Annotated in this window: 16 protein-coding genes; 6 read left to right on the top strand and 10 right to left on the bottom strand. The window is 61.6% G+C overall.

Annotated features, from left to right (window positions below; translation table 11 throughout):
* The first annotated feature begins 36 nt into the window (after positions 1 to 36).
* From AC1UK9_RS22110 to AC1UK9_RS22100, 3 genes are read left to right on the top strand one after another with little or no spacing between them, the layout of a single operon-like run.
* Positions 37 to 945, top strand: a complete 909-nt coding sequence (locus tag AC1UK9_RS22110; protein ID WP_025111659.1) for an ABC transporter permease — start codon at positions 37 to 39, stop codon at positions 943 to 945.
* On the top strand, positions 942 to 1790 hold the full coding sequence (locus AC1UK9_RS22105) for an ABC transporter permease (protein WP_473013417.1): 849 nt from the start codon (positions 942 to 944) through the stop codon (positions 1788 to 1790). The genes AC1UK9_RS22110 and AC1UK9_RS22105 overlap by 4 nt, the downstream gene beginning before the upstream one ends.
* 13 nt (positions 1791 to 1803) lie before the next feature.
* Positions 1804 to 2859, top strand: a complete 1056-nt coding sequence (locus AC1UK9_RS22100; RefSeq protein ID WP_473013416.1) for an ABC transporter ATP-binding protein — start codon at positions 1804 to 1806, stop codon at positions 2857 to 2859.
* Between the two features lie 134 nt (positions 2860 to 2993).
* Here the strand turns inward: AC1UK9_RS22100 and AC1UK9_RS22095 are convergent, their stop codons facing one another.
* On the bottom strand, positions 2994 to 3923 hold the full coding sequence (locus tag AC1UK9_RS22095) for an AraC family transcriptional regulator (RefSeq protein WP_482578504.1): 930 nt from the start codon (positions 3921 to 3923) through the stop codon (positions 2994 to 2996).
* A 337-nt stretch (positions 3924 to 4260) separates the two neighbouring features.
* Between AC1UK9_RS22095 and AC1UK9_RS22090 the strand changes: the two genes are divergently transcribed.
* Positions 4261 to 4614, top strand: coding sequence for an antibiotic biosynthesis monooxygenase family protein (locus AC1UK9_RS22090; protein ID WP_025112730.1), 354 nt, complete (start codon positions 4261 to 4263; stop codon positions 4612 to 4614).
* A 43-nt stretch (positions 4615 to 4657) separates the two neighbouring features.
* The gene (locus AC1UK9_RS22085; protein ID WP_025112731.1) at positions 4658 to 4900 is read left to right on the top strand and encodes a hypothetical protein; all 243 of its coding nucleotides are present in this window, start codon (positions 4658 to 4660) and stop codon (positions 4898 to 4900) included.
* 6 nt (positions 4901 to 4906) lie between these two features.
* Here AC1UK9_RS22085 and AC1UK9_RS22080 read toward each other — a convergent pair whose 3' ends face one another.
* Both AC1UK9_RS22080 and AC1UK9_RS22075 read right to left on the bottom strand, forming a co-directional pair.
* A complete protein-coding gene (locus tag AC1UK9_RS22080) occupies positions 4907 to 5536 on the bottom strand; it encodes a flavin reductase family protein (protein ID WP_025112732.1) in 630 nt (209 codons plus the stop codon).
* Between the two features lie 261 nt (positions 5537 to 5797).
* The gene (locus tag AC1UK9_RS22075) at positions 5798 to 6073 is read right to left on the bottom strand and encodes a hypothetical protein (protein WP_482578501.1); all 276 of its coding nucleotides are present in this window, start codon (positions 6071 to 6073) and stop codon (positions 5798 to 5800) included.
* A gap of 341 nt (positions 6074 to 6414) precedes the next feature.
* Between AC1UK9_RS22075 and AC1UK9_RS22070 the strand changes: the two genes are divergently transcribed.
* Positions 6415 to 7173 carry a COG4705 family protein gene (locus tag AC1UK9_RS22070; protein ID WP_473013414.1) on the top strand — a complete coding sequence of 253 codons (759 nt, stop codon included), beginning with the start codon at positions 6415 to 6417 and terminating at the stop codon, positions 7171 to 7173.
* A 140-nt stretch (positions 7174 to 7313) separates the two neighbouring features.
* On the opposite strand, the gene AC1UK9_RS22065 is transcribed toward AC1UK9_RS22070, so the two are convergent.
* The 7 genes from AC1UK9_RS22065 to AC1UK9_RS22035 form a co-directional block, all read right to left on the bottom strand.
* Positions 7314 to 8633, bottom strand: a complete 1320-nt coding sequence (locus tag AC1UK9_RS22065) for an MFS transporter (RefSeq protein ID WP_473013413.1) — start codon at positions 8631 to 8633, stop codon at positions 7314 to 7316.
* A gap of 315 nt (positions 8634 to 8948) precedes the next feature.
* Positions 8949 to 10280 (bottom strand): sigma-54-dependent transcriptional regulator, encoded by a 1332-nt coding sequence (locus AC1UK9_RS22060; protein ID WP_025112736.1) that lies wholly within the window; start codon positions 10278 to 10280, stop codon positions 8949 to 8951.
* Positions 10280 to 12040 (bottom strand): ATP-binding protein, encoded by a 1761-nt coding sequence (locus AC1UK9_RS22055; RefSeq protein WP_482578500.1) that lies wholly within the window; start codon positions 12038 to 12040, stop codon positions 10280 to 10282. The genes AC1UK9_RS22060 and AC1UK9_RS22055 overlap by 1 nt, the downstream gene beginning before the upstream one ends.
* A 78-nt stretch (positions 12041 to 12118) precedes the next feature.
* Positions 12119 to 14947 carry an RHS repeat-associated core domain-containing protein gene (locus tag AC1UK9_RS22050; protein ID WP_482578499.1) on the bottom strand — a complete coding sequence of 943 codons (2829 nt, stop codon included), beginning with the start codon at positions 14945 to 14947 and terminating at the stop codon, positions 12119 to 12121.
* Positions 14948 to 14974: 27 nt separating this feature from the next.
* The gene (locus tag AC1UK9_RS22045; protein WP_482578498.1) at positions 14975 to 17746 is read right to left on the bottom strand and encodes an RHS repeat-associated core domain-containing protein; all 2772 of its coding nucleotides are present in this window, start codon (positions 17744 to 17746) and stop codon (positions 14975 to 14977) included.
* Positions 17743 to 22251, bottom strand: a complete 4509-nt coding sequence (locus tag AC1UK9_RS22040; RefSeq protein WP_482578497.1) for a SpvB/TcaC N-terminal domain-containing protein — start codon at positions 22249 to 22251, stop codon at positions 17743 to 17745. Before AC1UK9_RS22040 ends, AC1UK9_RS22045 begins: the two co-directional genes overlap by 4 nt.
* A 179-nt stretch (positions 22252 to 22430) precedes the next feature.
* A complete protein-coding gene (locus AC1UK9_RS22035) occupies positions 22431 to 23954 on the bottom strand; it encodes a fumarate hydratase (RefSeq protein ID WP_127648340.1) in 1524 nt (507 codons plus the stop codon).
* Positions 23955 to 24468: the final 514 nt, after the last annotated feature.

The following is a 24468-nucleotide window of genomic DNA, read 5'->3' as shown; positions in this document are numbered from 1 at the left end:
TTGGGAGATTCGCTTTCCATTGACGAGATCATTGCTATGGAACATCAATCCCTGACCCAACCGGTCGGCGCCGCTGACGTGCGCCCGGCGCGCGGTATTTCGCCGACCGCCCGGGCGTGGTTTTTCCTCACGCCGTCGATGCTGTTTCTCGGTGTGCTGATCGCCGCCAGTCTGCTGGTGCTGCGCATGAGTGTCGGCACCAAAGGCGCGGAGTGGAGCGGGTTCAGCCTCGCCAGCTACGCGCAATTGCTGGAACCCTATTACCTCAAGTCGCTGCTGCTGACCCTGCGCCTGGCGTTGATCAGTGCGGTGATCGCCGTGCTGCTGGCGATCCCGGTGGCGTACACCATGTCGCGGCTGACCTCGCCGTTCGTGCGGCGGATTTTCCTCGCGGCGGTGTTATTGCCGTTGCTGGTCAACCTGCTGCTGCAAAGCTATGGCTGGCTGGTGATTCTCGGCCCGGGCGGGATGCTCAACCAGACGCTGATGGGCCTGGGCCTGATCAAGCGTCCGATCATGTTGCTGTACAACCAGAACGGCGTGCTGATGGGCCTGGTGCAAACCGCATTTCCGCTGGCCGTGCTGCCGATTGCCAGCGCCATGCGCGGCGTCGCCCGCACTTACGAAGAGGCCGCCGCAACGCTGGGCGCCAGTCGTTTTCAGGTGTTCCGTCAGGTGGTGTTGCCGATGAGTCTGCCGGGGATCATTACCGGGGCGACGCTGGTGTTCGCCTACAACGCCAGCAGTTTTGTCGTGCCGTTGCTGCTCGGTGGCCGCCGTGTGCCGATGCTCGCGGTGATGGTGCATGACCAGATCGCGCCGCTGATGAACTGGCCCGCCGCGTCGGCGGCCGGGGTGGTGCTGATCGTCACCACGCTGGCGATCATGACCCTGTCCGAATACATCACCGGCCGTCGTCGGCGCCTGCTGGAGGCTTCGCAATGAGTACCCTGACCAAGAAGCGCATGGCGCTGTTGCCCGGCGACACCGGCAAGTTCGCCGGGATCCTTTCCGGGTTCATTCTGCTGCTGGCGGTGTTGCCGATCCTGACCATGATCGTGATGTCGTTCAGCGGTGCGTCGAACCTCGACTTCCCGCCGAGCAGCTACAGCCTGCAATGGTACAAAGCGGCCTGGCACACCTTCGTTTCGCCGGACGCCAGCGATGTGCTGAGCCTCGGTCAGGCGATGGCCACCAGCCTGCTGGTGTCGTGCCTGACCATGCTGTTTGCCACGCTGATCGCGGTGCCCGCCGCCTACGCACTGACCCGCTGCGAGTTCCGCGGCAAAGCCGTGGCGCTGCAACTGATGTCACTGCCGCTGGTGTTTCCGATGGTGGTGTTGGGCCTGGCGTTGTTGCTGGTGTTCGACAGTCTGCCGTTCCACCTGACCACATCGCGGCTGGTGATTGCCCACGTGATTCTGGCGCTGCCGTTCGTGGTGAAAAACTGCACCGCCGCGATGCTCTCCATTGGCAGTGAAGTCGAAGAGGCCGCGCGGATGCTCGGCGCCTCGCCGCTGCGGGCGATTGTCGACGTGGTGGTGCCGTTGATGAAGTCGGGGATTCTGGCGGGGATGCTGCTGGCATTCATCGTCTCGTTCAACGAATTCACCGTGACCTATTTCCTCTACACCATCGACGTCATGACCGTGCCGATCTGGATGTACAGCCGCACCGTGTCATCGCTCGACCCTACCGTGTTCTCGTTTGCCGTGCTGATCGTGCTGATCGACTTCGTCCTGATCTGGGCGCTGGAGAAGCTGGTGGGCGAGGGCGGCGTTTCCTTTTGATTTGAGGTGCAACATGACTGGTCTGATTCTGGAAAACGTCGAGAAATTCTACGGCTCGGCTTGCGCGGTACAAGACGTCAACCTGCATTTGCCGGAAGGCAAACTGGTGTGTTTTCTCGGCCCGTCGGGCTGTGGCAAAACCACCTTGCTGCGGATGATCGCCGGGCTGGAAACTCTCACTGGCGGCGAGATTCGCCTCGATGGCGAGAACATCGGCCACACCCCGGCGCACCTGCGTAACTTCGGCATGGTGTTTCAGTCGCTGGCGCTGTTCCCGCACATGACCGTCGGCGAAAACATTGCCTATCCGCTGAAACTGCGCGGTGTGAGCAAGGCCGAGCAGCAGGCGCGGGTGGTGGAACTGCTGGAGCTGATCCAGTTGCAAGCGATGATTGACCGGCCGGTGGCGAAGCTTTCCGGTGGGCAGCGGCAGCGGGTGGCGATTGCCCGGGCCATCGCCTCGCGGCCGAAAATTCTTCTGCTCGACGAACCGCTGTCGGCACTGGACGCCAAGCTGCGCGAGTCGATGCAGGTGGAAATCCGCCAACTGCAACAGCGCTTGAACATCACCACGATCATGGTTACCCACGACCAGCGCGAAGCCATGACCATGGCCGACATCGTCGTGGTGTTGGGTGAGCACAAGGTGCAGCAGGTGGGCACGCCGATCGAAATCTACCGGCATCCGGCCAACGAGTTCGTTGCCGACTTCATCGGCTCGGGCAACATTTTCCCGGCCACGGCGCTGGGCGATGGCAAGGTCAGCCTGCCGGGCGGTGACGCGCTGCAAGTGCCGATCTGCAGCAGCATCGTGGTGGGGCAGAAGGTGAAAATGCTGATTCGCCCCGAAGACCTGCAACTGTCCGCGCCACAGGCGACGGCGGGCAATCGCTTGCTGGGCAAGGTGACGTTCGTGCGCGACATCGGCGCGACCATCGAGACCACGGTGGAGTGTTCCGGGGTGACGTTCACGGCGTTGAGTACGCCGTGTCAGGGGATTGGATTGGGGATCGGGCATCCTGTGTCGGTGACGTTGCCGAGCGAGGCGTGTCGGGTGTTGGGGGCTTGATCCGGATTTTAGCTGATCATTCTGGCCTCTTCGCGAGCAGGCTCGCTCCCACAAGGGATTTGCGTCGGTCACAGATCCAATGTGGGAGCGGGCTTGCTCGCGAAAGCGTCAGTCGATACAGCGCAATATCCGGATCAGACAGAAAGCCGCAACCGTGCCAGATCCCTTAACGGCGGCGCACCAAACAAGCGGCTGTACTCGCGGCTGAACTGCGACGGGCTTTCATACCCCACTCGATACCCCGCGGCCGACGCTTCCAGCCCTTCGGTCAGCATCAGGCGTCGCGCTTCCTGCAGGCGCAACTGCTTCTGATATTGCAGCGGACTCATCGCGGTCATTGCCTTGAAACGGTGATGCAGGGTCGAGACGCTGAGGTTCACTTCCTTCGCCAGATCATCGATGCGCAGCGGTTGCTCGAAGTTGCCGTTGAGCCATTTGATCGCCTGGCTGATGCGGTGGCTCTGGCTGTTGGCAATCGCGATCTCATACAAACGATGGCCCTGCGGGCTGCGCAGCAGGCGGTAGAGAATCTCCCGGCGAATCAGCGGCGCGAGCATGGCGATGTCTTTCGGGGAGTCGAGCAGCCGCGCCAGGCGCAGCACCGCATCGAGCATCGCGTTGTCGATCTGCTCGACATACAGGCCACGCCCGGTCGGTCGGGTTGGCACTCCCATCGGGCCGGCATCGGCGATCAGCGCGGTGATTTCGGCCGGGTCGATGTCCAGGCGCACGGCGAGGATCGGATCCTCTGGCGAGACATTCACGACCCGTCCGCTGAGGGGCATCGAGACCGAGACCACCAGGTAATTCAGCGGGTCGTAATTGAAGTATTCATCCGCCAGCCGCACCTCTTTGCGGCCCTGAGCCATGATGCACAGCGCCGGTTGCGCCAGCACCGGGGCAAAGTCGTGGGACTGGGTGTGGCGCGACATGAACAGCGAGCCGATGGCGGTCTGGTAACTGCCGTCGTCCGTGGTGTTGCGGCGGATGATCGCCGCCAGTTCTGCACGCTGTTTCTCCATGTCGGCATCGGGCGGGGTTTGGAAACGATCGAATGACGTCATGCACGGCATCCTCGGCAAGGGAGGTGGAATGGAGCAGAGCTTAAGTTTGTGCAAGCGCAAGCGGTAGACACATCCTGTCAAATGCTTGCCTGATTCTGCATCGGCTTGCCGGCGTGTTCAGCCATAGCAGGACGCGGGCCATTAAACTTGCTTGAAACCGGTATGACAGCCGTGTGACAGGTTTTTACCCGGTGTAGCAGGGTGTGTCTGCAGTCTCGCAGGATTGTGCAACGCAGAGGCAGGAATCGACTAACGGCGCAGTGTGTTCGGCCCTTAACCTTGGATCCTGTCGCAGCCCGTCCCCCGGCTGCCACGCGACTCCCTGGGAGGGTTGAACATGTCCAAGCAGATTCCCGTCAGTCATATGGCCTTCGTTCGAGCGCGCGCCGGACGCTCCGCCGAACTGGGTGTACGCCTCAGTGCCTTGATCGAACCGTCGCGCACCGCCCCCGGTTGCCTGAACTTTGCCCTGCAGCATTCGCAATGTGATCCGGACTTGTGGCTGGTCTCCGGTTTCTGGAGCCATCAACAGGCGATGACGGCGTATTTCAACAGTCCGTCGATGCAGGTCTTTGCCGAACTGGTTCAGGACCTGGTGGTCAACAGCCTGGATTTCCACACGTTCAAAGAGGTGTCGGCGGCCCAGGCGTTGGGACAATGCCCTGCACCGATACACAAACTTGCCGGTTGAGGGTTTAATGTCCGGCTTATTCATCTGAGCCGGGATGTGTGCCATGGCACGTAAAGAGTTCGAACACTTCGAAGCAGTCTCCGCAGTCGTCCCCGTCGAGTTGGGTGGCAACAAGGGTTATCACGCGGCAATCGCGGTCAAGGCCCTGGTCGATGGCGGTGCGCCACGCTTTCACAAACTGCTGGGTGATCAGGTGTTCCCTGGCGCCATCGCTGCCGATGAGGCAGCTACCCAAGAGCTGGACCGTCTGCAGGGCGTCACTGATGACGCCGAGCTGATCTGGTAACTGCGCTTATTTGCCGGCGCCCGGGCGCCACATCTTGAACAAGGCCTCTGGCCCCAACTGGAAATAATCCGCCGGCCCGCCGCCGCGCAGAATCGGTTCTGCCGCGGCGGTGTCGTAGATCCCGTCCTTCAATAGCCACTTGGCGATATGCACGGCGACCACTTCGCCGAGTATCAGCCAGCTCGGCACGGTTTCGCCATTGGCGCGCTGCAACTGAATGATCTGCGTGACCTTGCACTCGAAGGACACCGGGCTTTCGGCCACCCGTGGCACCGCAATCACCTTCGACGCCACGGGCGTCAGTCCCGCCAATTCAAACTCGTTGACCTCAGGTGCGACCATTGCGCAGCTCTGGTTCATCTGCTCGGCCAGTGGCCGGGTGGCGAGGTTCCAGGCGAATTCACCGGTCTGCTCGATGTTGTTCAGGCTGTCTTTGCGCCCGACGCTGGAAAAACCAATGATCGGCGGAATGTAGTTGAACGCGTTGAAGAAGCTGTAAGGCGCCAGGTTCAACCGGCCATGGGCATCCTGCGAAGAGATCCAGCCGATGGGACGCGGGCCGACGATGGCGTTGAACGGATCGTGGGGCAGGCCGTGGCCGTGGGCGGGTTCGTAGAAGTGGATGTCATCGGACATGGCAGGGGTTCCTGGAGGGCGTTCGTAGACGGCTAATAGTGCAAGTCTGAAACAGCATTTTCCAGTCACGCAAAGATATTCCAGTTGATGCAATTTCCCTTGTTGGAGCGGGCTTGCTCGCGAATGCAATCTTTCAGTTGCCACAGTGGTTGACTGACCCACCGCTTTCGCGAGCAAGCCCGCTCCCACTGGGGGATATTTGTGATGCCCCAGAAATGACTAAGCCCGGCCGAAGCCGGGCTGTGGGGAGACTGCCGATGATCAGCTGATGGCTGCAGCAGTACCGGTTTTGTCGAAGCCGTCAGAGGCAATGGCGGCTGCGGTGCCAGTCTTGTCAAAGCCATCGGCAGCCACAGCTTTACCGATGTTGGTTTTGTCGAAACCGTCAGCGGCGTAAGTGCCCGAATGGCTGGTTTCAATGGCGGCGCTGGCGCCGGAAATGAAGTCGGCCGATTTGGTTTTGTCCGAGCCATCGGCGGCGAAGGTGTTGGCGGCCAGTACGGACAGGGTCAGGGCGAGGATCAGTTTGGTTTTCATGTTGGTTACTCCGGATTCGTTGGCGATGTGTTTTGCTTGGATTGAATGCTACGCCAAATAAATTGATTAAAAAGCGCAAATTAATGCTAAAAACAATCGATTAAATTGATATTAAGGGCGGCGCATTAATTGGCTTCCCATGCCGGGAGCGAACGTCGCGCAGGTAATCGATCAGGTGAATGCAGGATGCAAGGGCAGCATTAATGGGGGATTAATCGCTGATTTTCGCGATATGACAGATTTTTCATCTACTGCCGACCGGTTTTTCACCGGTGCAACGCCAGTCTGCCCACGGCCAGAAAACCAAGAACCGGCCGTCTCACACTGGAGCTTTGCTTGCGATGAATAAACTGCCTCAAATTACCCTGGCGTTCTGGGTCATGAAAATCTGCGCGACGACCCTGGGGGAAACCGCCGGGGATTTGCTGTCGATGACCCTCAACGTCGGGTACGCCCTCAGCTCACTGATCCTGATCAGCGTGTTCGTGCTGACGCTGATCACCCAATTGATGGCCAAGACCTACAAGCCGCTGCTGTACTGGATCGTGATTCTGTCGACCAGCACTGCCGGCACCACCATGTCCGACTTCATGGACCGCACTCTCGGGCTGGGTTACGCCACCGGGTCGATGATCCTGATTGCGATTCTGCTGGCGATCTTTGCGGCCTGGCGCCTGAGCGGCGATTCGCTGAACGTCAGCAAGGTGCAGACCTTCCGGGGCGAGATGTTCTACTGGATGGCGATTCTGTTTTCCAACACCCTGGGCACCGCGCTCGGCGACTACCTGGCGGATGATTCGGGCCTGGGCTTTGCCGGTGGCGCGCTGCTGATCGGCTCGACCATTGCGGTGGTGGTCGCGCTCAAGTACTTCACGAAGATTTCGTCGGTGCTGCTGTTCTGGGTGGCATTCGTGCTGACCCGGCCGTTCGGTGCGACCTTGGGCGACTTGATGACCAAGTCTCACGAGAAGGGTGGCCTGGACTTCGGAACCATCGGTTCGTCGGCGGTGCTGGCGGGGATTCTGCTGGTGATGATTGTCGGTGCGTCGTATGCGCAGAAGCGTTATGGCAAGCAGGGCGTGGCTGCCGAATTGTCCTGATGGATCTGAAACCGGATTGAGGCATTCGCGAGCAGGCTCGCTCCCACAGAGGATTTGTGTTGATCACAGATCCAATGTGGGAGCGAGCCTGCTCGCGATGGGCCATGACAGCCACCGTTGCAGTGGCTGCATAAACCCGATCAGTCAGTCACGATCCGCGAGTGTTTCTGCGTGTCCTTCATGGTCACATAAACCAGCAGCGACACCGCAATGCACGCGGTCACGTACCAGTAGTAACCGGTTTCCATGCCGATGCTCTTGAACCACAGCGCGATGTATTCGGCGGTACCGCCGAAGATCGACACGGTGAGTGCGTACGGCAGGCCGACGCCCAGGGCGCGGATTTCGGTCGGGAACAGCTCGGCCTTCACCACCGCGTTGATCGAGGTGTAGCCGCTGACGATGATCAGCGCCGCCATGATCAGGAAGAACGCACCCCACCAGGTCTGGATGGTGTGCAGGGTCATCAGGATCGGCACGGTGAAGATCGTCCCCAGCACGCCGAAGGCGATCAGGATCGGGCGACGACCGATTTTATCGGACAGGCCACCGATGATCGGTTGCAGGCACATGAACAGGAACAGTGTGGCGGCAGAAATGGTGGTCGAATCGGAGATGCTCATGCCGACGGTGTTCACCAGGTATTTCTGCATGTAGGTGGTGTAGGTGTAGAACGCCAGCGTACCGCCCATGGTCAGGCCGACCACGGTCAGCAGTTCCTTTGGATGGCGCATCAAGGTGCGCATTGCGCTTTCCCTGGACTTCTCTTTCTTGGTAAACGACTCGGTTTCTTCCATGCCGCGACGCAGGTACAGCGCGACGACTGCGCACAATGCACCGATGGCAAACGGAATACGCCAGCCCCACGCGTACAGCTGTTCAGTGGTCAGCAGGTTCTGCAGCACGATCAACACGCCCAGCGCGATGAGCTGGCCGGAGATCAGGGTCACGTACTGGAAGCTGGAGAAGAAGCCGCGACGCTCCTTGGTCGCCATCTCCGACAGATAGGTGGCCGAAGTGCCGTACTCGCCGCCGACCGACAGGCCTTGCAGCAGTCGCGCGAACACCAGCAGGATCGGCGCGCCGATGCCGATGGTTTCATAGTTGGGGCTGAGGGCGATCAGCAAGGAGCCGAAGCACATCAGGTACACCGAGGCCATCAAGGCTTTCTTGCGACCGACCTTGTCCGCGTACAGGCCCATCAGCCAGCCACCGATCGGGCGCATCAGGAAGCCCACGGCGAAGATCGCGGCGGTGTTCATCAGTTGGGCAGTGGTGGAACCGGCGGGGAAGAAGGTCTTGGCGAAGTACAGCGAGAAGGCGGCGTAGACGTACCAGTCGTACCACTCGACCATGTTGCCGACAGAGCCGCTGAAGATCGATTTGATCCGGCTGGCGGTGGTTCTTGTCTTGGCAGGCGCAGCAGCCGACCCAAGAGGCAGGGCGTTGGAGTTATCCATTGAAGGATCCTTCGTTTAATTGTTTTTGTGGAGCGCGTTAAAACGCAGCCTGCCGGGGCTATAGCAGGAGCTGTGCCAACGGGAAGAGGGCCGGTTTAGAGGGGGCGGGGAGATTGGATGAGCGGAAATCCGCTTATTGATTGTGATTGGTGAGCGGAAAACTGCTTATCTGGCACAGGGGGGTGTCAGTTCTGGCCTCTTCGCGAGCAAGTCCGCTCCCACAATGGTCGGTGGTGTTCACACATTCTGTGCTCAGCACAAAAACCTGTGGGAGCGGGCTTGCTCGCGAAGGGGGCGGGACCTGCGCAGTCAACATTAGCTGTCCGGAACAAACATCTCCCGGCTCAACCCATGCCGCTGCAGCTTTTCATTGAACGTGCGGCGCGGCAGTTGCAACTCTTCCAGCACCGCTTTCACATCGCCCTTGTGCCGGGTCAGCGCAGCGCGCAGGCACTGGGCTTCGAAGGCTTCCTGCTGCGCCGCGAGGGACTGGCCGGGGTCGATGCCTTGCACCGGTTCATCCAGCCCCAGCACCTGGCGCTCGGCGACGTTCGCCAACTCACGCACGTTACCCGGCCAGTCGTGGCTGAGCAGGTGGCTCAATTGCGTGCCGCTCAATGGCGGGAAGGTGCGCCCCAGGCGCTGGGCGGCGCTGAAGGCAAAGGACTCGAACAGCAGAGGAATGTCTTCCCGACGATCACGCAGCGGCGGCAGGCGCAGCTCGGCGACGTTCAGGCGATAGGCCAGGTCTTCACGAAAGCGTCCGGCCCGGGCTTCGTCGAGCAGGTCGGGCTTGGTCGCGGCAACGATCCGCAAGTCGACGCGAATACTCTGGTTCGAGCCCAGGCGCTCCAGCTTCTGCTCCTGCAATACCCGCAGCAGTTTCACCTGCTGGGCCAGCGGCATGCTTTCGATTTCATCGAGAAACAGCGTGCCGCCGTCGGCGTATTCCAGCTTGCCGATGCGCTTGCCAGAGGCGCCGGTGAACGCGCCGCTCTCGTGGCCGAACAACTCGGCCTCGAACAACTGCTCGGGAATTGCTGCACAGTTGAGCGCCACAAACGGCTTGTCCGCGCGCGGGCCGAAGTCGTGCAGGCAGCGCGCGATCAGTTCCTTGCCGCTGCCGGTTTCGCCGCGGATCAATACGTTGACCGGCAGAGCCGCCAGTTCCAGCACCTGCCGGCGCAAGGTCTGCATGCCCCGGGACACACCGAGCAGCGTGGCATCGAGTCTGGCGCGATGGTCGGCCTGCTCGTGCAGGGCGCGGTTTTCCAATACCAGACGACGCTTGTCGAGCGCCCGGCGCAGGCTGCCGAGCAGGGTTTGCGGGCTGAACGGTTTTTCCAGAAAGTCGTAGGCGCCGTCGCGCATGGCTTCTACCGCCATCGGCACATCGCCGTGACCAGTCAGCAGAATCACCGGCAGATCGGCATCACGCCGCTGCACTTCGGCCAATAACGCCAGACCACTGAGGCCGGGCATGCGCACATCGCTGAGGATCACCCCGGGGAAGTGCGCGGGCAGCGCTGCCAGGCAATCTTCGGCGCGGCTGAACAACTGCACCTCGAACCCCGACAGGCTCAGCCACTGTTCGACAGCGTTGCGGATGCTGCCTTCGTCATCGACCACTATCACTGAGTTGAGCATCAGATATGCGCCTCCAGATCGATCGGCAAGGTCAGGGTGAACACCGCGCCGGCCTCGCCATTTTCGACGCTCAGGCGCCCGCCGGATTCATGCACGATTGCGAAGGACACCGCCAGCCCGAGCCCCAGACCGTCACCCACAGGTTTTGTGGTGAAGAACGGATCGAACACCTGGTTCAGGTGTTCTTCGGCAATCCCGCCGCCATTGTCGATCACGCTCAGGCGCCACAGTTGTTCGTCCACCTCCAGGCGAATTTCCAGGCGCTTGCACGGTTTGCCCTGCATCGCGTCGAGGGCGTTACGCAACAGGTTGATCAGCACCTGTTCGAGGCGGATCGCATCGCCACGCACCCAGGCGGGACGCGTCAGATGCAGCACCAGACTGACCTGTTCATCACGCAGACGGGCGTCGAGCAATTGCAGCGACTGGTCGATCACGGTCGCCAGATCCAGCCGCTCGCGAAGGCCGCTGGGGCTCTTGCGGGCGAAGGTCTTCAGGTGACCGGTGAGCGACGCCATGCGCGTGAGCATCTCATCCACCGGTTTGAGCGCCTTGTAGGCGTCATCGACACGGCCATGGTCGAGCAGCAGGCGCAGCGTTGCCAGTTGCATGCGTTGCGCAGTCAGTGGCTGATTGATCTCGTGGGCCAGCGCCGCAGACATCTGCCCCAGCGCCGCGAGCTTGGCCGACTGCACCAGACCGTCCTGAGCCGTGCGCAGGTCGCGGGTGCGTTCTTCGACCAGTTGTTCGAGTTCTTCACGGTTGCGCTGGCGGACTTTCGACAGGCGCCAGCGCTGGTTGAGAAACAGCAGCAGAAACACCAGCGCCAGCCACACCCCGGCAGCGGCCAGCCCGGCGTTGCGTAAATCTTCGAAGGCTACTTGCGGGCGGCGCAACAAGTGCAGGGTCCAGCCTTCAGCGGCGAGCGGCAGCGATTCCCACAAATAGTCCGCCGTGCCTTGCGGGCCTTCGACACGGCGCAGGTCACTGTTGTCGTCGAAGTGGCGCAGCGACAGATGCGTCAGCGGGCTTAGCGACTGCTTGTCGTACTGACGCGTGCGCTTGATCTCGGCCATGTCGCGGCTGTCCAGCGGCCGCAGCGAGCGATAGCGCCAGCCGGGCTGGTTGGCGATGAAAACGATCCCGCGTGCATCGCTGACCAACAGCGTGTCGCTGCCTTGGCTCCATTCGCGCTCCAGCTCCGGAAACTCCAGCTTGACCACCATCGCCCCGAGGAACTCGTCGTTGTCACCCAGCACCGCGCTGGAGAGAAAATAGCCGGGGATGCCACTGGTCACGCCCACCGCATAAAACCGCCCGCTGCCCTGGGTGCGGGTCTGGCTGAAGTACGGACGAAAACCATAGTTGTGGCCGACATAACTGCTGGGCAGGCGCCAGTTGCTCGCCGCCACCGCGAGACCGGTGTGATCAAGCAGTTCGAGGGTCGAGGACTGCGCCGCGCCGTTGATCTTTTCCAGTTTCAGATTCAGCACGTTCTGCTGCTCGGCCCCGACCGGCCCGGCCAGCGCGCCGCGCAGTTGCGGGTCCAGCGCCAGCACGGCGGGGAGGGCGCGATAGCGGTCGATCAGGGTGTGCAACGAATTGGCGTACAGCGCCAATTGCTGGCTGGCGCGGGTGGCGTCTTCCTCCAGCGCCTGACGTTCGGCGTGGCGGATCGCGAGCGTGGCGGCGATGGCCGCACCGGCGATGATCAGCAGGGTGTACAACGACAGACGCAGGGTACGGGAAGTCGGCAGCATGCTGGGCTAATGGATAAAGGGACGGGCGGGCACGATAGCATGCGCCCGCCCGTCCTGTTTGCCTGACGCATCGGCTCATCAGACATGGCTGAACTTGTGCGAATTCGAGAGCAACAGGGTTCTGGCGTAGGTCAGTTCGGTGATCACGGCTTGCGTTGCCTGTGTAAGGCTTTCGACGCTGTCGCCGAGGCTGTCCTTGAACAGACCAAAGGTGTGAACGGCATTGATGCCGCTCGTGTTGAATTGATTGACGACGTCGGACAGATTGCCTTGCAGGGCGTCGATCAAGCCCGTCAGGTTGCGCTCGCCCTTGGCGATTTTTTCCGCTGACAGGTCTCCCATGGCACCGGTGATTTCATGGCTGATTTCCACGGCGCCCAACAGGGCGCTGGCGGTAGCACTGACTTCGCTGGCCATCGTCGGCGCGAGCTGTTTGCCCCCCAGACTGATGGCGGTGCTGGTGCCTTCTTTCAATCCCTTGAGGGCGCCTTTTTGTGTGCTGGGGAGCATTTTTGCGTACTTCTGCTCCATGTAGCTCAGGGGCGACATGGTCTTGTATTCGGCCTTCCTGATGATTTTTTCCGACGATACCCGGCTCGCCTTGAATTTGATCGAGGCACTGGCGCCGGTGCGTTCGGCTGCGTAGTCCCACAGCGTACTGATGGTTTTTTTAGCAGCGAATCCGATCGCAACCCCGGCTAAATTGCCTACGCCGGGGGCGGCAACGCCCAGCGCCTGGGCACCGATGCCCACTGCGATTGCGCCACCGTAGGCGATCACCTGTCCGGCGATATGCGTTGCACCGCGGCGCAGAGTCGAGCCGGCGAAGTCAGATGTCGAGCGGTGATTGAGAATCTGCTGTTGAGCATCCAGACCACGGCGTAACGACAGGGCCAGAATGTTCAAGTGTCGATCAACCTGATATGACAACTCCCGTCGTGCTCGGCGTCGTCCATTCTGCGCGGCACTTTGCGCCTTTCTCAGGCCACGTTCCTCGCGAGTTTCGGCCTGAAAGGCATCGCTCAGAGCCTGGCCATCGGTGTCGATGTAACCTGCCGGATTGTTACCGACAAAGGCATACAGATTCAGTCCATCGATATCCCCGGCCGGGTCGGCACTGACCCAGCGTTGCAGCCACGGTGCGTAATAGCGGGCGCCGTAATAATAGAGACCGCTGGCGTCCATCTCCTGACCCGAGTAACGGATGGTTTTGTAACTGGCTTCGAGCGCCGAACGGGCGGCCCACCATGCAGTGCCACCGAACGGGTAGTAATGCTCCAGACTGATGACGCCGGCGCGGTGGTCCAGCTCCAGCGCGCAGGAGCCGAGGTGATCGTCGAGGCTGTAACGCAGTTGGTCGTCTTCCAGTCCGGGTGGTCGGCCGTTGAGCCAGTGCAGACACCGAGCGCCGGACAGGACGATGACGTGCAGCTGCTGGCCGTCGCTGCGGGTGTGGATTTCCAGGCCGGGCAAGTAGCGTACTTCACGACGATGAGTGGCGGACAAGGTATGGCTCAGCCAGCACTTATAGACGCGCTCACCCTGGCTGTAGCGATAGCTTTCCTCATCGTCGGGCAGGCCATTGCTGTGTTGCAGCAAGGTCACGCGTGCCAGTTGATCGTGGCTGTCCCACACCAGTGGCAGGGTGCCGGGTTGTAGCCGCAATTGATTGCCGTGCAGGTCGAAGTGTTCGGCGAAGACCGGATCGGGATCACCGCTTTCGCAGCGAACGGCCCGGTTGCTGTGGGGATCGATGATCATGTGTTGGGTGAAATTATGGCCTGCACGCACGTGCTGCAACTCGACAAGATTGTTGCCCTCGTCGTACCGGTAATATTCGCTGTAGTTGAAGCGTCGCCCGGGATCGATGGGGGAAATCGGCTGTGGCAGCCCCGGCGATTGCTGGGGGATTTCACCCTCCAGGCCACGGCTTTCGATCAGCCGATACAACGAGTCGTAGACGAAGTGGCGATTGCCGTCGACCCGTTGATTGGCAAAGTACACCGTGGCCAGGCTGTGGTCTTCGATGCGCAGGATGTTGCCTGCGGGGTCGTAGACATAATGCAGATCCTGGAGCGGGGCTGCCTGATCCTTGCACGCCAGCGAATGGAGCAGCCGTCCATCGACCGGATCGTAATGCTGGCTGCGGCGAACACCGTTGCCGGCCAGTTGCCCGATCAGCCGACCCTCGGCGTTGTAGCGTGTTTCGCTGACCACCGTTTGCGCTGTACTGGCGCCCGCCAGCTGTAACGACAGTTGCAGCAATTGTCCGGCGACGTCGTATTGCGACTGTTGCCGGTGGCCGCCGGAGTCGGTGAGCTGCAACACATTGCCTTGCGGGTCGTAATGTCGATGGGTGGTGAAGGTGTCGGGTGCGTCGATGAAGGTGCGGGTTTCCCTCATTCCGTGGCCGAGCAGGCTATAGCTGCTGAAGACCACGTTGCCGGACGGATCTGTCTGTGTGGTCAATGCACCGCGCAGGTTAAACCCGGCGTTCGCGTTGTGGTCGGCATAGGTGTAGCGCTCGATCCCGATCTGCGAGTTTTCAGTGACGGCGATCACCCGCAGCAACAAGTCATGGTCATACCGCCAATGGTTGCCGCGCTGGTCCCAGCGTTGCCGTTCTTCACCCGCGAGGCCCGGCAACGAAAGTCGCCAGCCGGCGTCGACGCTGTCGATTTTCAACGCCTCGCCATTCAGCCGGCAAACCGTGGTCAGGCACGGCACATGAAGGCGTGGGTCCCATTGCTCGATCAGGCGTCCGCTCGTGTCGTGCCGTTGGCGGGTAATCTGGCATTCGACGTCGGCGCCCGCCACGGTGCGCAGGTAAGCCACCTTCCTGGCCGGCAATCCCCTGGGGTCGTGAGCCGACAGGGCAGGCGTTCGCCAGTGAACGGAATATGTCATGTCCGCACATCCGCGCAGTGGCTCATGTCAGGCAGCATTCTTCTGGGCTCGCCGCTGCGCGAGCAGGAACTGATTGTCGGTCGTGCCCATTTCTTTGTACCGCGTCATCATGGCTTGGGTGCGCTCGATATGGGACAGCGTGAAAAGGGTCTGGCGTCGCAGGGCAGTACGATTGATGGGCGCCAGGGTCTCTGCGGAGGTCATGTGGTTGATGTTTGGCAGCGAGTCAGCCGGGTAAACGGTGTCCGTGCCCAATGCATCGAACGCATTTTCAGCCCAGCCGGCACGCTGTTCGACTGCCGCTTTCCAGTCGACAAGCAGGGTCTCGATTTTCTGGATCTTCACGGGGGTGAGCCGGTTCTTGATGTCCTCGGCTTCGATCGCCCGGGCAAACATGTTGATGGCTCCGGGAATAATCGATATCCACGAGGCCATGAGCCGGCCCATCACGAAGGAAGGGTTGAACACCGCGTTCAGGCCTGGATGAATCAGCTCATCCTTCATGTCTCGCCAGGACTTGATCTCCTTGACGGAACCCTTGATTCCCAGCCCCTCATCAATCGCGCTGACGGATATCTGCGAGGTCTGCGGAATCAGGGGTCCCATGCCGATCCCCACGCCATTCGCCACCGGGTCCACCATGGCCGTGGCCACATCGCCGCCGATGTTGCCGCCAACCATTCCGCCACTGGTGGTGTAGGGCGTGGTGAAAGGCACATTGGGAAACGCGAGATCAACTTGACCGCTGCCCGCAACACCACCCTCGTAGCCGACGACCCCTCTGACGACTTCGCCTGCCAGGTTCAGTGCCAGATTCGTTGCCACGCCTTCATCATGGAGAATGTTGTGGATTTGCCCGATCACCTGCGTGGCGTGTCCCTGGACCGCTGAAATAAACGCCGCATACAGCATGATCACCCCCTCTGCCCGGGTGTTGCCGCCAGGGTCGACATAGCGCAACGGGTTGTTCCCGACAAAACCGTACGGATTGAGCCCGTCGGCATCCCCCGCCGGATCGGCGCTGACCCAGCGCTGCAACCAGGGCGCGTAATACCGGGCACCGTAGGCATAAAGTCCGCTGACATCCATTTCCTTGCCTGAATAGCGCACGGTCCTGTAACTGACTTCCTGCGCCGATCGGCCGACCATCCATGCGGTAGCGCCGAACGGGTAATACCCCTCGTGACTGATCAGGCGCGCCTGCTGATCGAGTTCCATCACGCAGGAGCCCAGGTGATCGCCGAGGGTATAGCGCAGTTGATCGGCCTCGACATCGGTTGGCTGGCCCGCCACCCAGTGCAGACAGCGGACACTGCTCGAGCCGCCCGCGATAGAGATGATGTGCAGTTCTTCACCATTGTCACGCCGGCGGATTTCCAGCCCCGGCAGGTAGCGTACTTCCTCGAAGTGGCTGACGGTCGCGGTGTGTCGCTCATGGCGTTTGTAGAGTCGGGCACCCTGGCTGTAACGGTAGTATTCCCGGTCATGGGCGCCGTCATCGCGCTGTACCAGCGTCACTTGCGCCAACTGGTCTCGGGCATTCCATTGCAGGGGCTGGCCGGGTTGCAGGGCGAGGAGGTTGCCGTGGCGATCGAACAGGCTGGCGAAGTCCGGAGGCGGGTCGCCTTGCTGCCAGCGCACGCCGCGATTGCTGAGCGGGTCGATGACCATCTGGCGGGTATGGCTGGCACCGTCACGTACATGGATGAGCTCGGTCAGGTTGTTGCCTGGATCGTAGGTGTAGGTCTGGCTGTAATTGAGCCGGTTGCGCGGATCGGTGAGTTGCGGCAAACCGGGAATGTCGGTCAGCGGGCCGTCGTCGTAACCGCTGGCACTGTGCAGCCGGTACAGCGAGTCGTAGCTGAACCGGCGCTCACCGTCGATCCGCTGATTGGCGAAATGGCTGACCCTGAACGCATGGTCAATGATGCGCGTGATGTTGCCGCTGGGGTCGAAGACGTATTCGAAATCCTGGAGGGCAGGTTGCGTGCCTGTGTCCGAGGATTGCCTGTGCAGGCGACCATCGGCCGGGTCGTAACCCCAGCGGCTGACGACGCGATTGTCGGTGCGCTGTTCAATGATCTGCCCGGCGGCGTTGTACTGGGCGTCCTGCAACAGCGGTTGCCAGTCGTGGTTGCTGCTCAGTCGAAGCTGGCTGAAACGCAGTTGTCCGGCGATGTCGTAGCGCAACTGTTGCCGGTGTCCGCCAGCATCGATCTGTTCCAGCAAGGTACCCAGCGGACTGTACGTGCGACGGGTGAGAAAGGTCTCGTGGTCGTCGAGTCGGCGCGTCTCCTGCAAAGGCTGGCCGGCCAGTGCGAAGCTGTCGAACTGCAGCAATCCCGTCGAGTCCTGCAGCGCGAGCAGTTGTCCGCGAAGGTTGAACGCCGCACTGGCCGTGGCGTCGGCGTAGAGCCAGGTTTCGTGTTCCGGCTGCGTGGTGTTCTCGCTCGTTGTTGGCCGCAACTGCTCGTCGAACCTGTTACGCCAATGGTTGCCGCGTGCGTCCCAGCGCTCGAGCGCTTCGCCGGCAAGGCCCGGCAAGGTCAAGCGCATGCCGGCGTCGATACTGTCGATTTTCAGCGGCTCGCCGCTCAAGCCATATAACGTCACCCGGTTGGCAACCGGCAAGCGCGGATCCCATTGCGCAACCCTGCGTCCGGCGACGTCATGCTGCTGTCGACTCAGCAGGGCCACCGGCGTGTCTGCAGCGAAGGTGCGCAGGTAAGCGACCTGACGTACCGCCAGGCCGCGGCTGTCATGCGCCGTCAGTGCCGGTGTGCGCCAATGGACGTTCATGGCTGTGGTTCCGATTCGTCGGTGTCGTTGAAGTCTTCGCTGATGTGGTACCAGGGGTGATACGTCTCTCGAGAAAAATAGCCTTTGGCATTGACCAGCCTGATCGGGCGGCCGAGCACGTCGTAGAACAATTGATCGAAATACCCGTGTTCACGCAGGGAGACGTCGTTGACGTAGTGATGACTGTCGGCAAAGAACGGACGGAATTGACGTACCGGCAGGCCTTTGTTGTTGTATTCGACCCGTTCGCTGATGCGCCAGCGCGGGTCGGCGTGTCGCACCAGCAGCTTGCCGCCCTCGACGACCAGCGCACCGTTTTCATCAACCACGTAAGCCTCTGCGGGTTCGACCAACTGCTGGGTTTGCAATGATCGTCCGAAGCCATCGAAGCAGTGCTTGATAATCTGAAACTGCGCAGCAATCGGGTCATCGGGATAGCGGTCGGCACTGAGCAAGACGCTGTGCACCGGCTCGCGCGTACTGCTGGCGATGGCCGCCTGCAGTGCCTGCTGCATCGTGCTCGGTGCGCTGTTCTGCGCCAGTTGCCGTCGGGCGCTGGCGCGGATATGGCCGCTGGGCAGGACCAGACCGGCATCGACCCATTCGCGAAAAAAGCCGCTGGCCTCGCGCAGCATCAGCGGCAATTGCCCCATCCAGCTGAACAAGTCCTTGCGCAGCGTGCTGGCGGCTTTCTGCACGGCCTGCGCCGGGTCCGCGATGGCCGGGTCCGGGCGATGATCTTCCTGTCGCCGGTATTCGCTCAGCGGTCTGAAACCTGCCGCCTGAGCATTTTCAGTGCCATGAAACGTGGTGGTCAGTGGTTGTCCGGAAGGCTCGTAGATCGCCTCTTGTACGTTGTCATTGGCATCGATGATGCGCAGCGGTTGCAGTGCGTGATAGTCGTATTCGACACGGGTGGTGCAGCCGTCCGGCAGTTCGACGCGGATGAGCGCCAGGCTGTAAGGATCGTATTGCGCCTTGGTCACGCCATGGCTGGGGGTCTGGTGGTATTCGAGCACCCTGTGGAAACCTTCGGCCCCGGCGTATTGCGCAAAGTTGTAAAACGATGACCAGAGGTTCTGTTCGGCGTTTGCGGCGGGCGTCGTTTCGAACAAAAACGACATCGGCGTATAACCGATATTTTTCAACTCCACCCGGATGTCGAACGGGGGTGGCAGGTTGGCGTAGGCCTCCAGTGCAGTCTCGTCCAGTTGCGCGATCTCCAGCGGCCCGGCCAGCGCTTCGAAAGCGGCCTCGCCGTCCGGCAGCGCCGACTGGTCGGCACTCTCGAGATAACGCTGCACCGATTGCAGGGTGAGCACACGCAGAGCATTCCACTGGGGTGAGTCCTGATGCTGCGTCAGTTGCTCGTGGCTGACCTGATCAGGGGTGAGGCCGTCCGGCAACGAACCGTTGGCAAGGTTCAGGGCATTGCCGCGCTGCTGCCAGGGAAGTCCCAGGCGCCAATGTTGCGGGTCCTGGTCCAGGTCAATGTAGCGGTTGCGAGTTTCGCTCAGATACCACGATTGCTGCGCCTCATCGTGGGCGTCGCGCCACCACTGTTGTTCGTCGGGATCGCTGTAGGGCGGCGCGTCCGAGACCTTGCGCCGACGTGGGTAGTTGAGGGTCATGGTGTGGGTCGGCATGCCGTAGGGGTTGGCACACAGCGTGATGTCATGGGCGCACATCGGATCGTCGGCCAGACGTTCGTAGGCGTAGCTGATGTTCTCCAGCGGCAGCGGCAGCAGCACCGTGTCGGAGTAGTCGCCGCGCGGTCGCACTTCGCGCACCCGATAACGGTGTTCGACTACCGCATAGGGACAGGCCGTGGCCGGGTCATCAGCGCCAGCCCAGGTTTCGCTGCGGGCGACGGAGCCGGCCAGCGCCCGGGCAATTTCGTATTCGGTGGCGGCGTCGGGTGGTGTCACCGGTTCATCACATTCGTCTGCCGGGTGATAGCGGCTGAACAGGGTGTTGCCCAACGCAACCGCATCGGCGTCGCGGTTGAAATAACCTTCGCGTGAGCGCTCCATGGCCTGCCCGGTATGGAACCAGGTGCACACCCGCACCGGCGCGGTGAAACCGCTGTCGTCGTCACCGGCGGCTGATTCACTGTCGTACTGCTGCAGTCGGCCGAAGCCGCGGAACTCGCGCTCCCGACCGTCGTAGTTGCCCTCACGGTATTCGAATCCCTGCGTCAGGCGGTTGCCGGTCACTTCGTCCAGTTGCAACTGCTGGCTGACCAGTTGCATGGGGAACGGCAAATGGCACGCCGGGATCCGGCCCGGGTCCTGGGCGAGCTGCTCGTATTTTTCGTCGAGCCACGCCTGTGCCGAGCTGCGATAGTGCACCTGTGAGCTACAGCCCATGTTGTTATTGCTGGCCGTCAGCAGATAGGGCTTGGCCGATACGAAGTCATAACGCCAGTGCCGCGGTGTCATGTGCGGTATGGTCAGAATCAGGCTGGCGCAACCCAGGCCTTGCAGGTCGGCGAAGGTGACCTGGCACAGGCGGTCGTAGCGCACGCCCGCAGGCCACGGGACGCGCACCGCCTCCGTCTGCAGGCCGTCGCCGCCGCGGTTCAGGTAAATGTCGAAAGCGTCCGAATTCAAATAGATCAACGCTGGTGCGCCGGATCCATCGAGGTCGGCGATCCGCACCCGTGCCGCATCGAAGGGTGTGTCAGGGAACACCGGGCCGCTGATTCGCCGGCTTTTGCCGAATCGGCCATGGCCCAGGTTCGGCCAGCAGCGGATCTCGTCGTGACGGATGCGGCACAGCTCGGTCATGTCGCTGCCCAGCAGGTTGCCGAGGAAAACCAGTTCGTGACGAGCGTTGCTCAACAGCGGCAAGCGGTCATCGACCGGCAGGTGGTCAACCTCGGTCGCCGCGCTGAACCCTGCTTCGCGACGGTTGGCATACAAACGCACGGCCTTTGGGCCGATCATCGCCAGAGAGTTGAGCCCGTCACCAGAGAAGTCGCCCAGTTGCGACAGGTTGTGAAAAAACTCGAGGGGGAATCCATCAAACTCAGTGAACGGTTCCCAGCTGCGATCCGCGTTCAGCGTACGAAAACCGCTCATGCCCGGCATCGCGATGATCCAGTCCAGGCGCCCGTCACCGGTCAGGTCGGCCAACAGTTGCTGCGCGGCTTTGTTGCGGTTGGCCACCGGCAACTGCTTCAGGGATGTCCATGCGTCGTAGGTGATTGCATCCGCCCCGGCGCTGGCACGTAACGGCTCGCGGTAATACCAGCATTGGTCATAGCGGCAGAGAAAACCCGGCAAGCCCTCGCCGAACAGATCGACGCAGTGGTAAGGCTGGTCATCGATGCCCGGTTGCGTCTCCAGTTCGAGCAAGCGACGCGGTGTCGGGTCAAGGGTGAAGGGCGAATGCTCGAACTCGATCGGCGGGGTGTCTTCCACGAAACCGTCGGCATCCCGCGCCTGATAGTGCGCAGCCGTGAGTTGACTGAATGGCGATTGCGGCGCGACCGGCGAATATTCAAACAACAGACGGCGCACCAGCACCGGGGTGGCGCCGGTGTGTTCGGCAAAATGATGGAACATCAACACCTGTCGGCACAGGCGTCGGGTGCCCAGTTCAAAGCCCTGGCCAAAGGTCGAAAAAGGGTCGGGTCGCGGCTTCCAGGGTTGCGAGGGATTCTCGGCGTACTCGGGCATTTCGGTCAGCGAAGTGCTGCGTTCGCCATAGTCGAACAACAAATGAAAATGCCAGTCGCCCTCGGCCGGACTTTCCTGCGTCCAGCCATACAGATCCGGGCTGGCGCTGGCATTGCCGTAGAACACTGCACGCAAGTAGCGCTGGGCGCGACAGTCGCGATCCGGGTCGCAGGCCTGTTCGTCGGCCTGATCGTCAGCCTTGTAATCGAAACCGATGTGTTCACCGTGGGTGTTCATGCTTTCGCACAGCAGCCAGTTGATCACTCGTAGCGGGTCATCGGGATCGGCCCGGCGTGCGGCAGCGGACTTGCCATACAGGTGCAGCGAACCATCGGCACCGTGGATCAGCCAGAATCCGGGCTGTACGCCGGTCTGCGGCTGCCAGTACTCGCGCAGGGCAAAATCGCTTTCCACACGTGGCCAGTAACGCACCACGTCATGTGGGCCGATGTCCACATTGTTGTAGCGATTCTCGCGGCGGGACAGGATCTGGCAGTTGTCGTCGAGTTCCGGCATCCACACCTGGCCGTCATGTCCGATGATCTCGTCATGGGCGGTGTAGTGCGGCACGCCTTTGTGGGTGCGACGGCTGATAGCGCCGAGGCCCAGGCTCCAGCCGACACCGAACGGGCCGTTGCCGGCCTGACTGCTGTAGGCCAGCGACAGTTGCGGATCCCAACCGCGACCGGCCGACAGCGGCAACGGCAGCTCGAAAGACGCCGCGCCCGTCTGCCCCACGGCCCCCCAGCTCTTGCCGATGGTGGCAATCGTCGAGCTCTTGGCAATGGACGGTGTTGTAATACTGAGGTCTTGATCAGCCATGGTCATATCCATTGCACACGTGAAGACGCGGGTGGATTGACGCTAGCAATAATCGCGAAAGCGGACACCTGTCAGATTTGACAGGTGCGATCGGGCCAAAGGTGTGAGTTTTTCTCTCAGGCAGAAAAAAGGCCGGCCCGTCGTGTGACGGGCCGGCCTTTTCTGCAGCTGCGGAACGCTTACTGCACTTCTACCGCCAGGCTTTCGGCGATCTTCTGTTGCCAGATCGCCGGGCCGGTGATGTGTACCGACTCACCGTTGCTGTCCACCGCGACGGTAACCGGCATGTCCTTGACCTCGAACTCGTAGATCGCTTCCATGCCCAGCTCGGCGAATGCCAGCACCTTGGACTTCTTGATGGCCTGGGCCACCAGGTAAGCGGCGCCGCCCACGGCCATCAGGTACACGGCCTTGTTGTCCTTGATCGCTTCGATCGCGGTCGGGCCGCGCTCGGACTTGCCGATCATGCCCAGCAGGCCGGTCTGCTCGAGGATCTGACGGGTGAACTTGTCCATCCGCGTGGCCGTGGTCGGGCCAGCCGGGCCAACCACTTCGTCACCGACCGGATCAACCGGGCCGACGTAGTAGATGAAGCGACCCTTGAGGTCTACCGGCAGGGTTTCGCCCTTGTTCAGCATCTCGACCATGCGCTTGTGCGCAGCGTCGCGACCGGTGAGCATCTTGCCGTTGAGCAGGACGGTTTCGCCCGGCTTCCAGCTCTGCACGTCTTCCGGGGTCAGGGTGTCGAGGTTGACGCGGCGGGCCGACGGACCGGCTTCCCAGACGATTTCCGGGTAGGCGTCCAGCGATGGTGCTTCCAGCGAGGCCGGGCCGGAACCGTCGAGCACGAAGTGCGCGTGACGGGTGGCGGCGCAGTTCGGGATCATGCACACCGGCAGGGAAGCGGCGTGGGTCGGGTAGTCCATGATCTTCACGTCGAGCACGGTGGTCAGGCCACCGAGGCCCTGGGCGCCGATGCCCAGCTGGTTGACCTTCTCGAACAGCTCCAGACGGATCTCTTCGATGCGGTTCTGCGGGCCACGGGCCTTGAGCTCGTGGATGTCGATGGATTCCATCAACACTTCTTTAGCCATGACCGCGGCTTTCTCGGCGGTGCCGCCGATACCGATGCCGAGCATGCCCGGTGGGCACCAGCCGGCGCCCATGGTCGGAACGGTCTTGAGCACCCAGTCAACGATCGAGTCGGACGGGTTGAGCATGGCCATTTTCGACTTGTTCTCGGAACCGCCGCCCTTGGCCGCCACGTCCACTTCCACGGTGTTGCCCGGGACGATGGAGTAGTGGATCACCGCCGGGGTGTTGTCCTTGGTGTTTTTACGAGCGCCCGCCGGGTCGGCGAGGATCGAGGCACGCAGCACGTTTTCCGGCAGGTTGTAGGCGCGGCGCACGCCTTCGTTGATCATGTCGTCCAGGCTCATGGTCGCGCCATCCCAACGCACGTCCATGCCCACGCGCACGAACACGGTCACGATGCCGGTGTCCTGGCAGATCGGCCGGTGGCCGGTGGCGCACATGCGCGAGTTGATCAGGATCTGCGCGATCGAATCACGGGCCGCTGGCGATTCTTCGCGCAGGTAGGCTTCGTGCATCGCCTGGATGAAATCCACGGGGTGGTAGTAGGAAATGAATTGCAGGGCGTCGGCAACGCTCTGAATCAGGTCATCTTGCTTGATCACGGTCATGAGTCGCGCTCCTCTAAAAGACGGGAACATTCAATAAGGTGCCTGCGGCTTGGGTGCATCGGTCGGTCGCAAGCACCTTTCAAGGCACGCCGGGGCTGCTGGCGCGACGCTAAAAAGGCGCGGCAGTATACCGCGCCTCTTCAGGGCATACACGCGCCGGCAGTCATTCGTTGGTCGCATGGTTGGGCGAATATCGAACATCGGGTGCGCACTTCAATACCCACCCCCTCACCCCAGCTCTCTCCCCCAAGGGGGCGAGGGGGGAAGGGAGCCGATTTGTGGCGAATTCAAAACCTGAGTCCGGCTTGATGTATCAGGTCGGCGTATCGCAAATAAACAATGCGGTCAGTTCCCTCTCCCTCGGGGAGAGGGCTAGGGTGGGCCTTTTGAGGCCACACTTTTGACGTCAATTTTCGAGCCCGAAAATCGGTGGTCATTTATCGACCGCCCCTCTAAAGTGGCATCCGGTCTGTAGAGTAGGACACTCGGTCAGCCTCCTATCGCACGGTGAGTC

The sequence above is a fragment of the Pseudomonas sp. AK-TSAG1-1 genome (assembly GCF_056821665.1).
Note: the sequence above shows the minus strand (reverse complement) of the source record. Positions and strands in the feature narration are given on the sequence as shown.

Excerpts from the sequence above, each read along its gene's own strand:
- AC1UK9_RS22110 (WP_025111659.1), top strand. The coding sequence starts at position 37 with ATGGAACATCAATCCCTGACCCAACCGGTCGGCGCCGCTGACGTGCGC.
- AC1UK9_RS22055 (WP_482578500.1), bottom strand. The coding sequence starts at position 12,040 with ATGCTGCCGACTTCCCGTACCCTGCGTCTGTCGTTGTACACCCTGCTG.
- AC1UK9_RS22090 (WP_025112730.1), top strand. The coding sequence starts at position 4,261 with ATGTCCAAGCAGATTCCCGTCAGTCATATGGCCTTCGTTCGAGCGCGC.
- AC1UK9_RS22050 (WP_482578499.1), bottom strand. The coding sequence starts at position 14,947 with ATGACATATTCCGTTCACTGGCGAACGCCTGCCCTGTCGGCTCACGAC.
- AC1UK9_RS22065 (WP_473013413.1), bottom strand. The coding sequence starts at position 8,633 with ATGGATAACTCCAACGCCCTGCCTCTTGGGTCGGCTGCTGCGCCTGCC.
- AC1UK9_RS22085 (WP_025112731.1), top strand. The coding sequence starts at position 4,658 with ATGGCACGTAAAGAGTTCGAACACTTCGAAGCAGTCTCCGCAGTCGTC.
- AC1UK9_RS22100 (WP_473013416.1), top strand. The coding sequence starts at position 1,804 with ATGACTGGTCTGATTCTGGAAAACGTCGAGAAATTCTACGGCTCGGCT.
- AC1UK9_RS22035 (WP_127648340.1), bottom strand. The coding sequence starts at position 23,954 with ATGACCGTGATCAAGCAAGATGACCTGATTCAGAGCGTTGCCGACGCC.
- AC1UK9_RS22095 (WP_482578504.1), bottom strand. The coding sequence starts at position 3,923 with ATGACGTCATTCGATCGTTTCCAAACCCCGCCCGATGCCGACATGGAG.
- AC1UK9_RS22075 (WP_482578501.1), bottom strand. The coding sequence starts at position 6,073 with ATGAAAACCAAACTGATCCTCGCCCTGACCCTGTCCGTACTGGCCGCC.
- AC1UK9_RS22060 (WP_025112736.1), bottom strand. The coding sequence starts at position 10,280 with ATGCTCAACTCAGTGATAGTGGTCGATGACGAAGGCAGCATCCGCAAC.
- AC1UK9_RS22105 (WP_473013417.1), top strand. The coding sequence starts at position 942 with ATGAGTACCCTGACCAAGAAGCGCATGGCGCTGTTGCCCGGCGACACC.
- AC1UK9_RS22070 (WP_473013414.1), top strand. The coding sequence starts at position 6,415 with ATGAATAAACTGCCTCAAATTACCCTGGCGTTCTGGGTCATGAAAATC.
- AC1UK9_RS22040 (WP_482578497.1), bottom strand. The coding sequence starts at position 22,251 with ATGGCTGATCAAGACCTCAGTATTACAACACCGTCCATTGCCAAGAGC.
- AC1UK9_RS22045 (WP_482578498.1), bottom strand. The coding sequence starts at position 17,746 with ATGAACGTCCATTGGCGCACACCGGCACTGACGGCGCATGACAGCCGC.
- AC1UK9_RS22080 (WP_025112732.1), bottom strand. The coding sequence starts at position 5,536 with ATGTCCGATGACATCCACTTCTACGAACCCGCCCACGGCCACGGCCTG.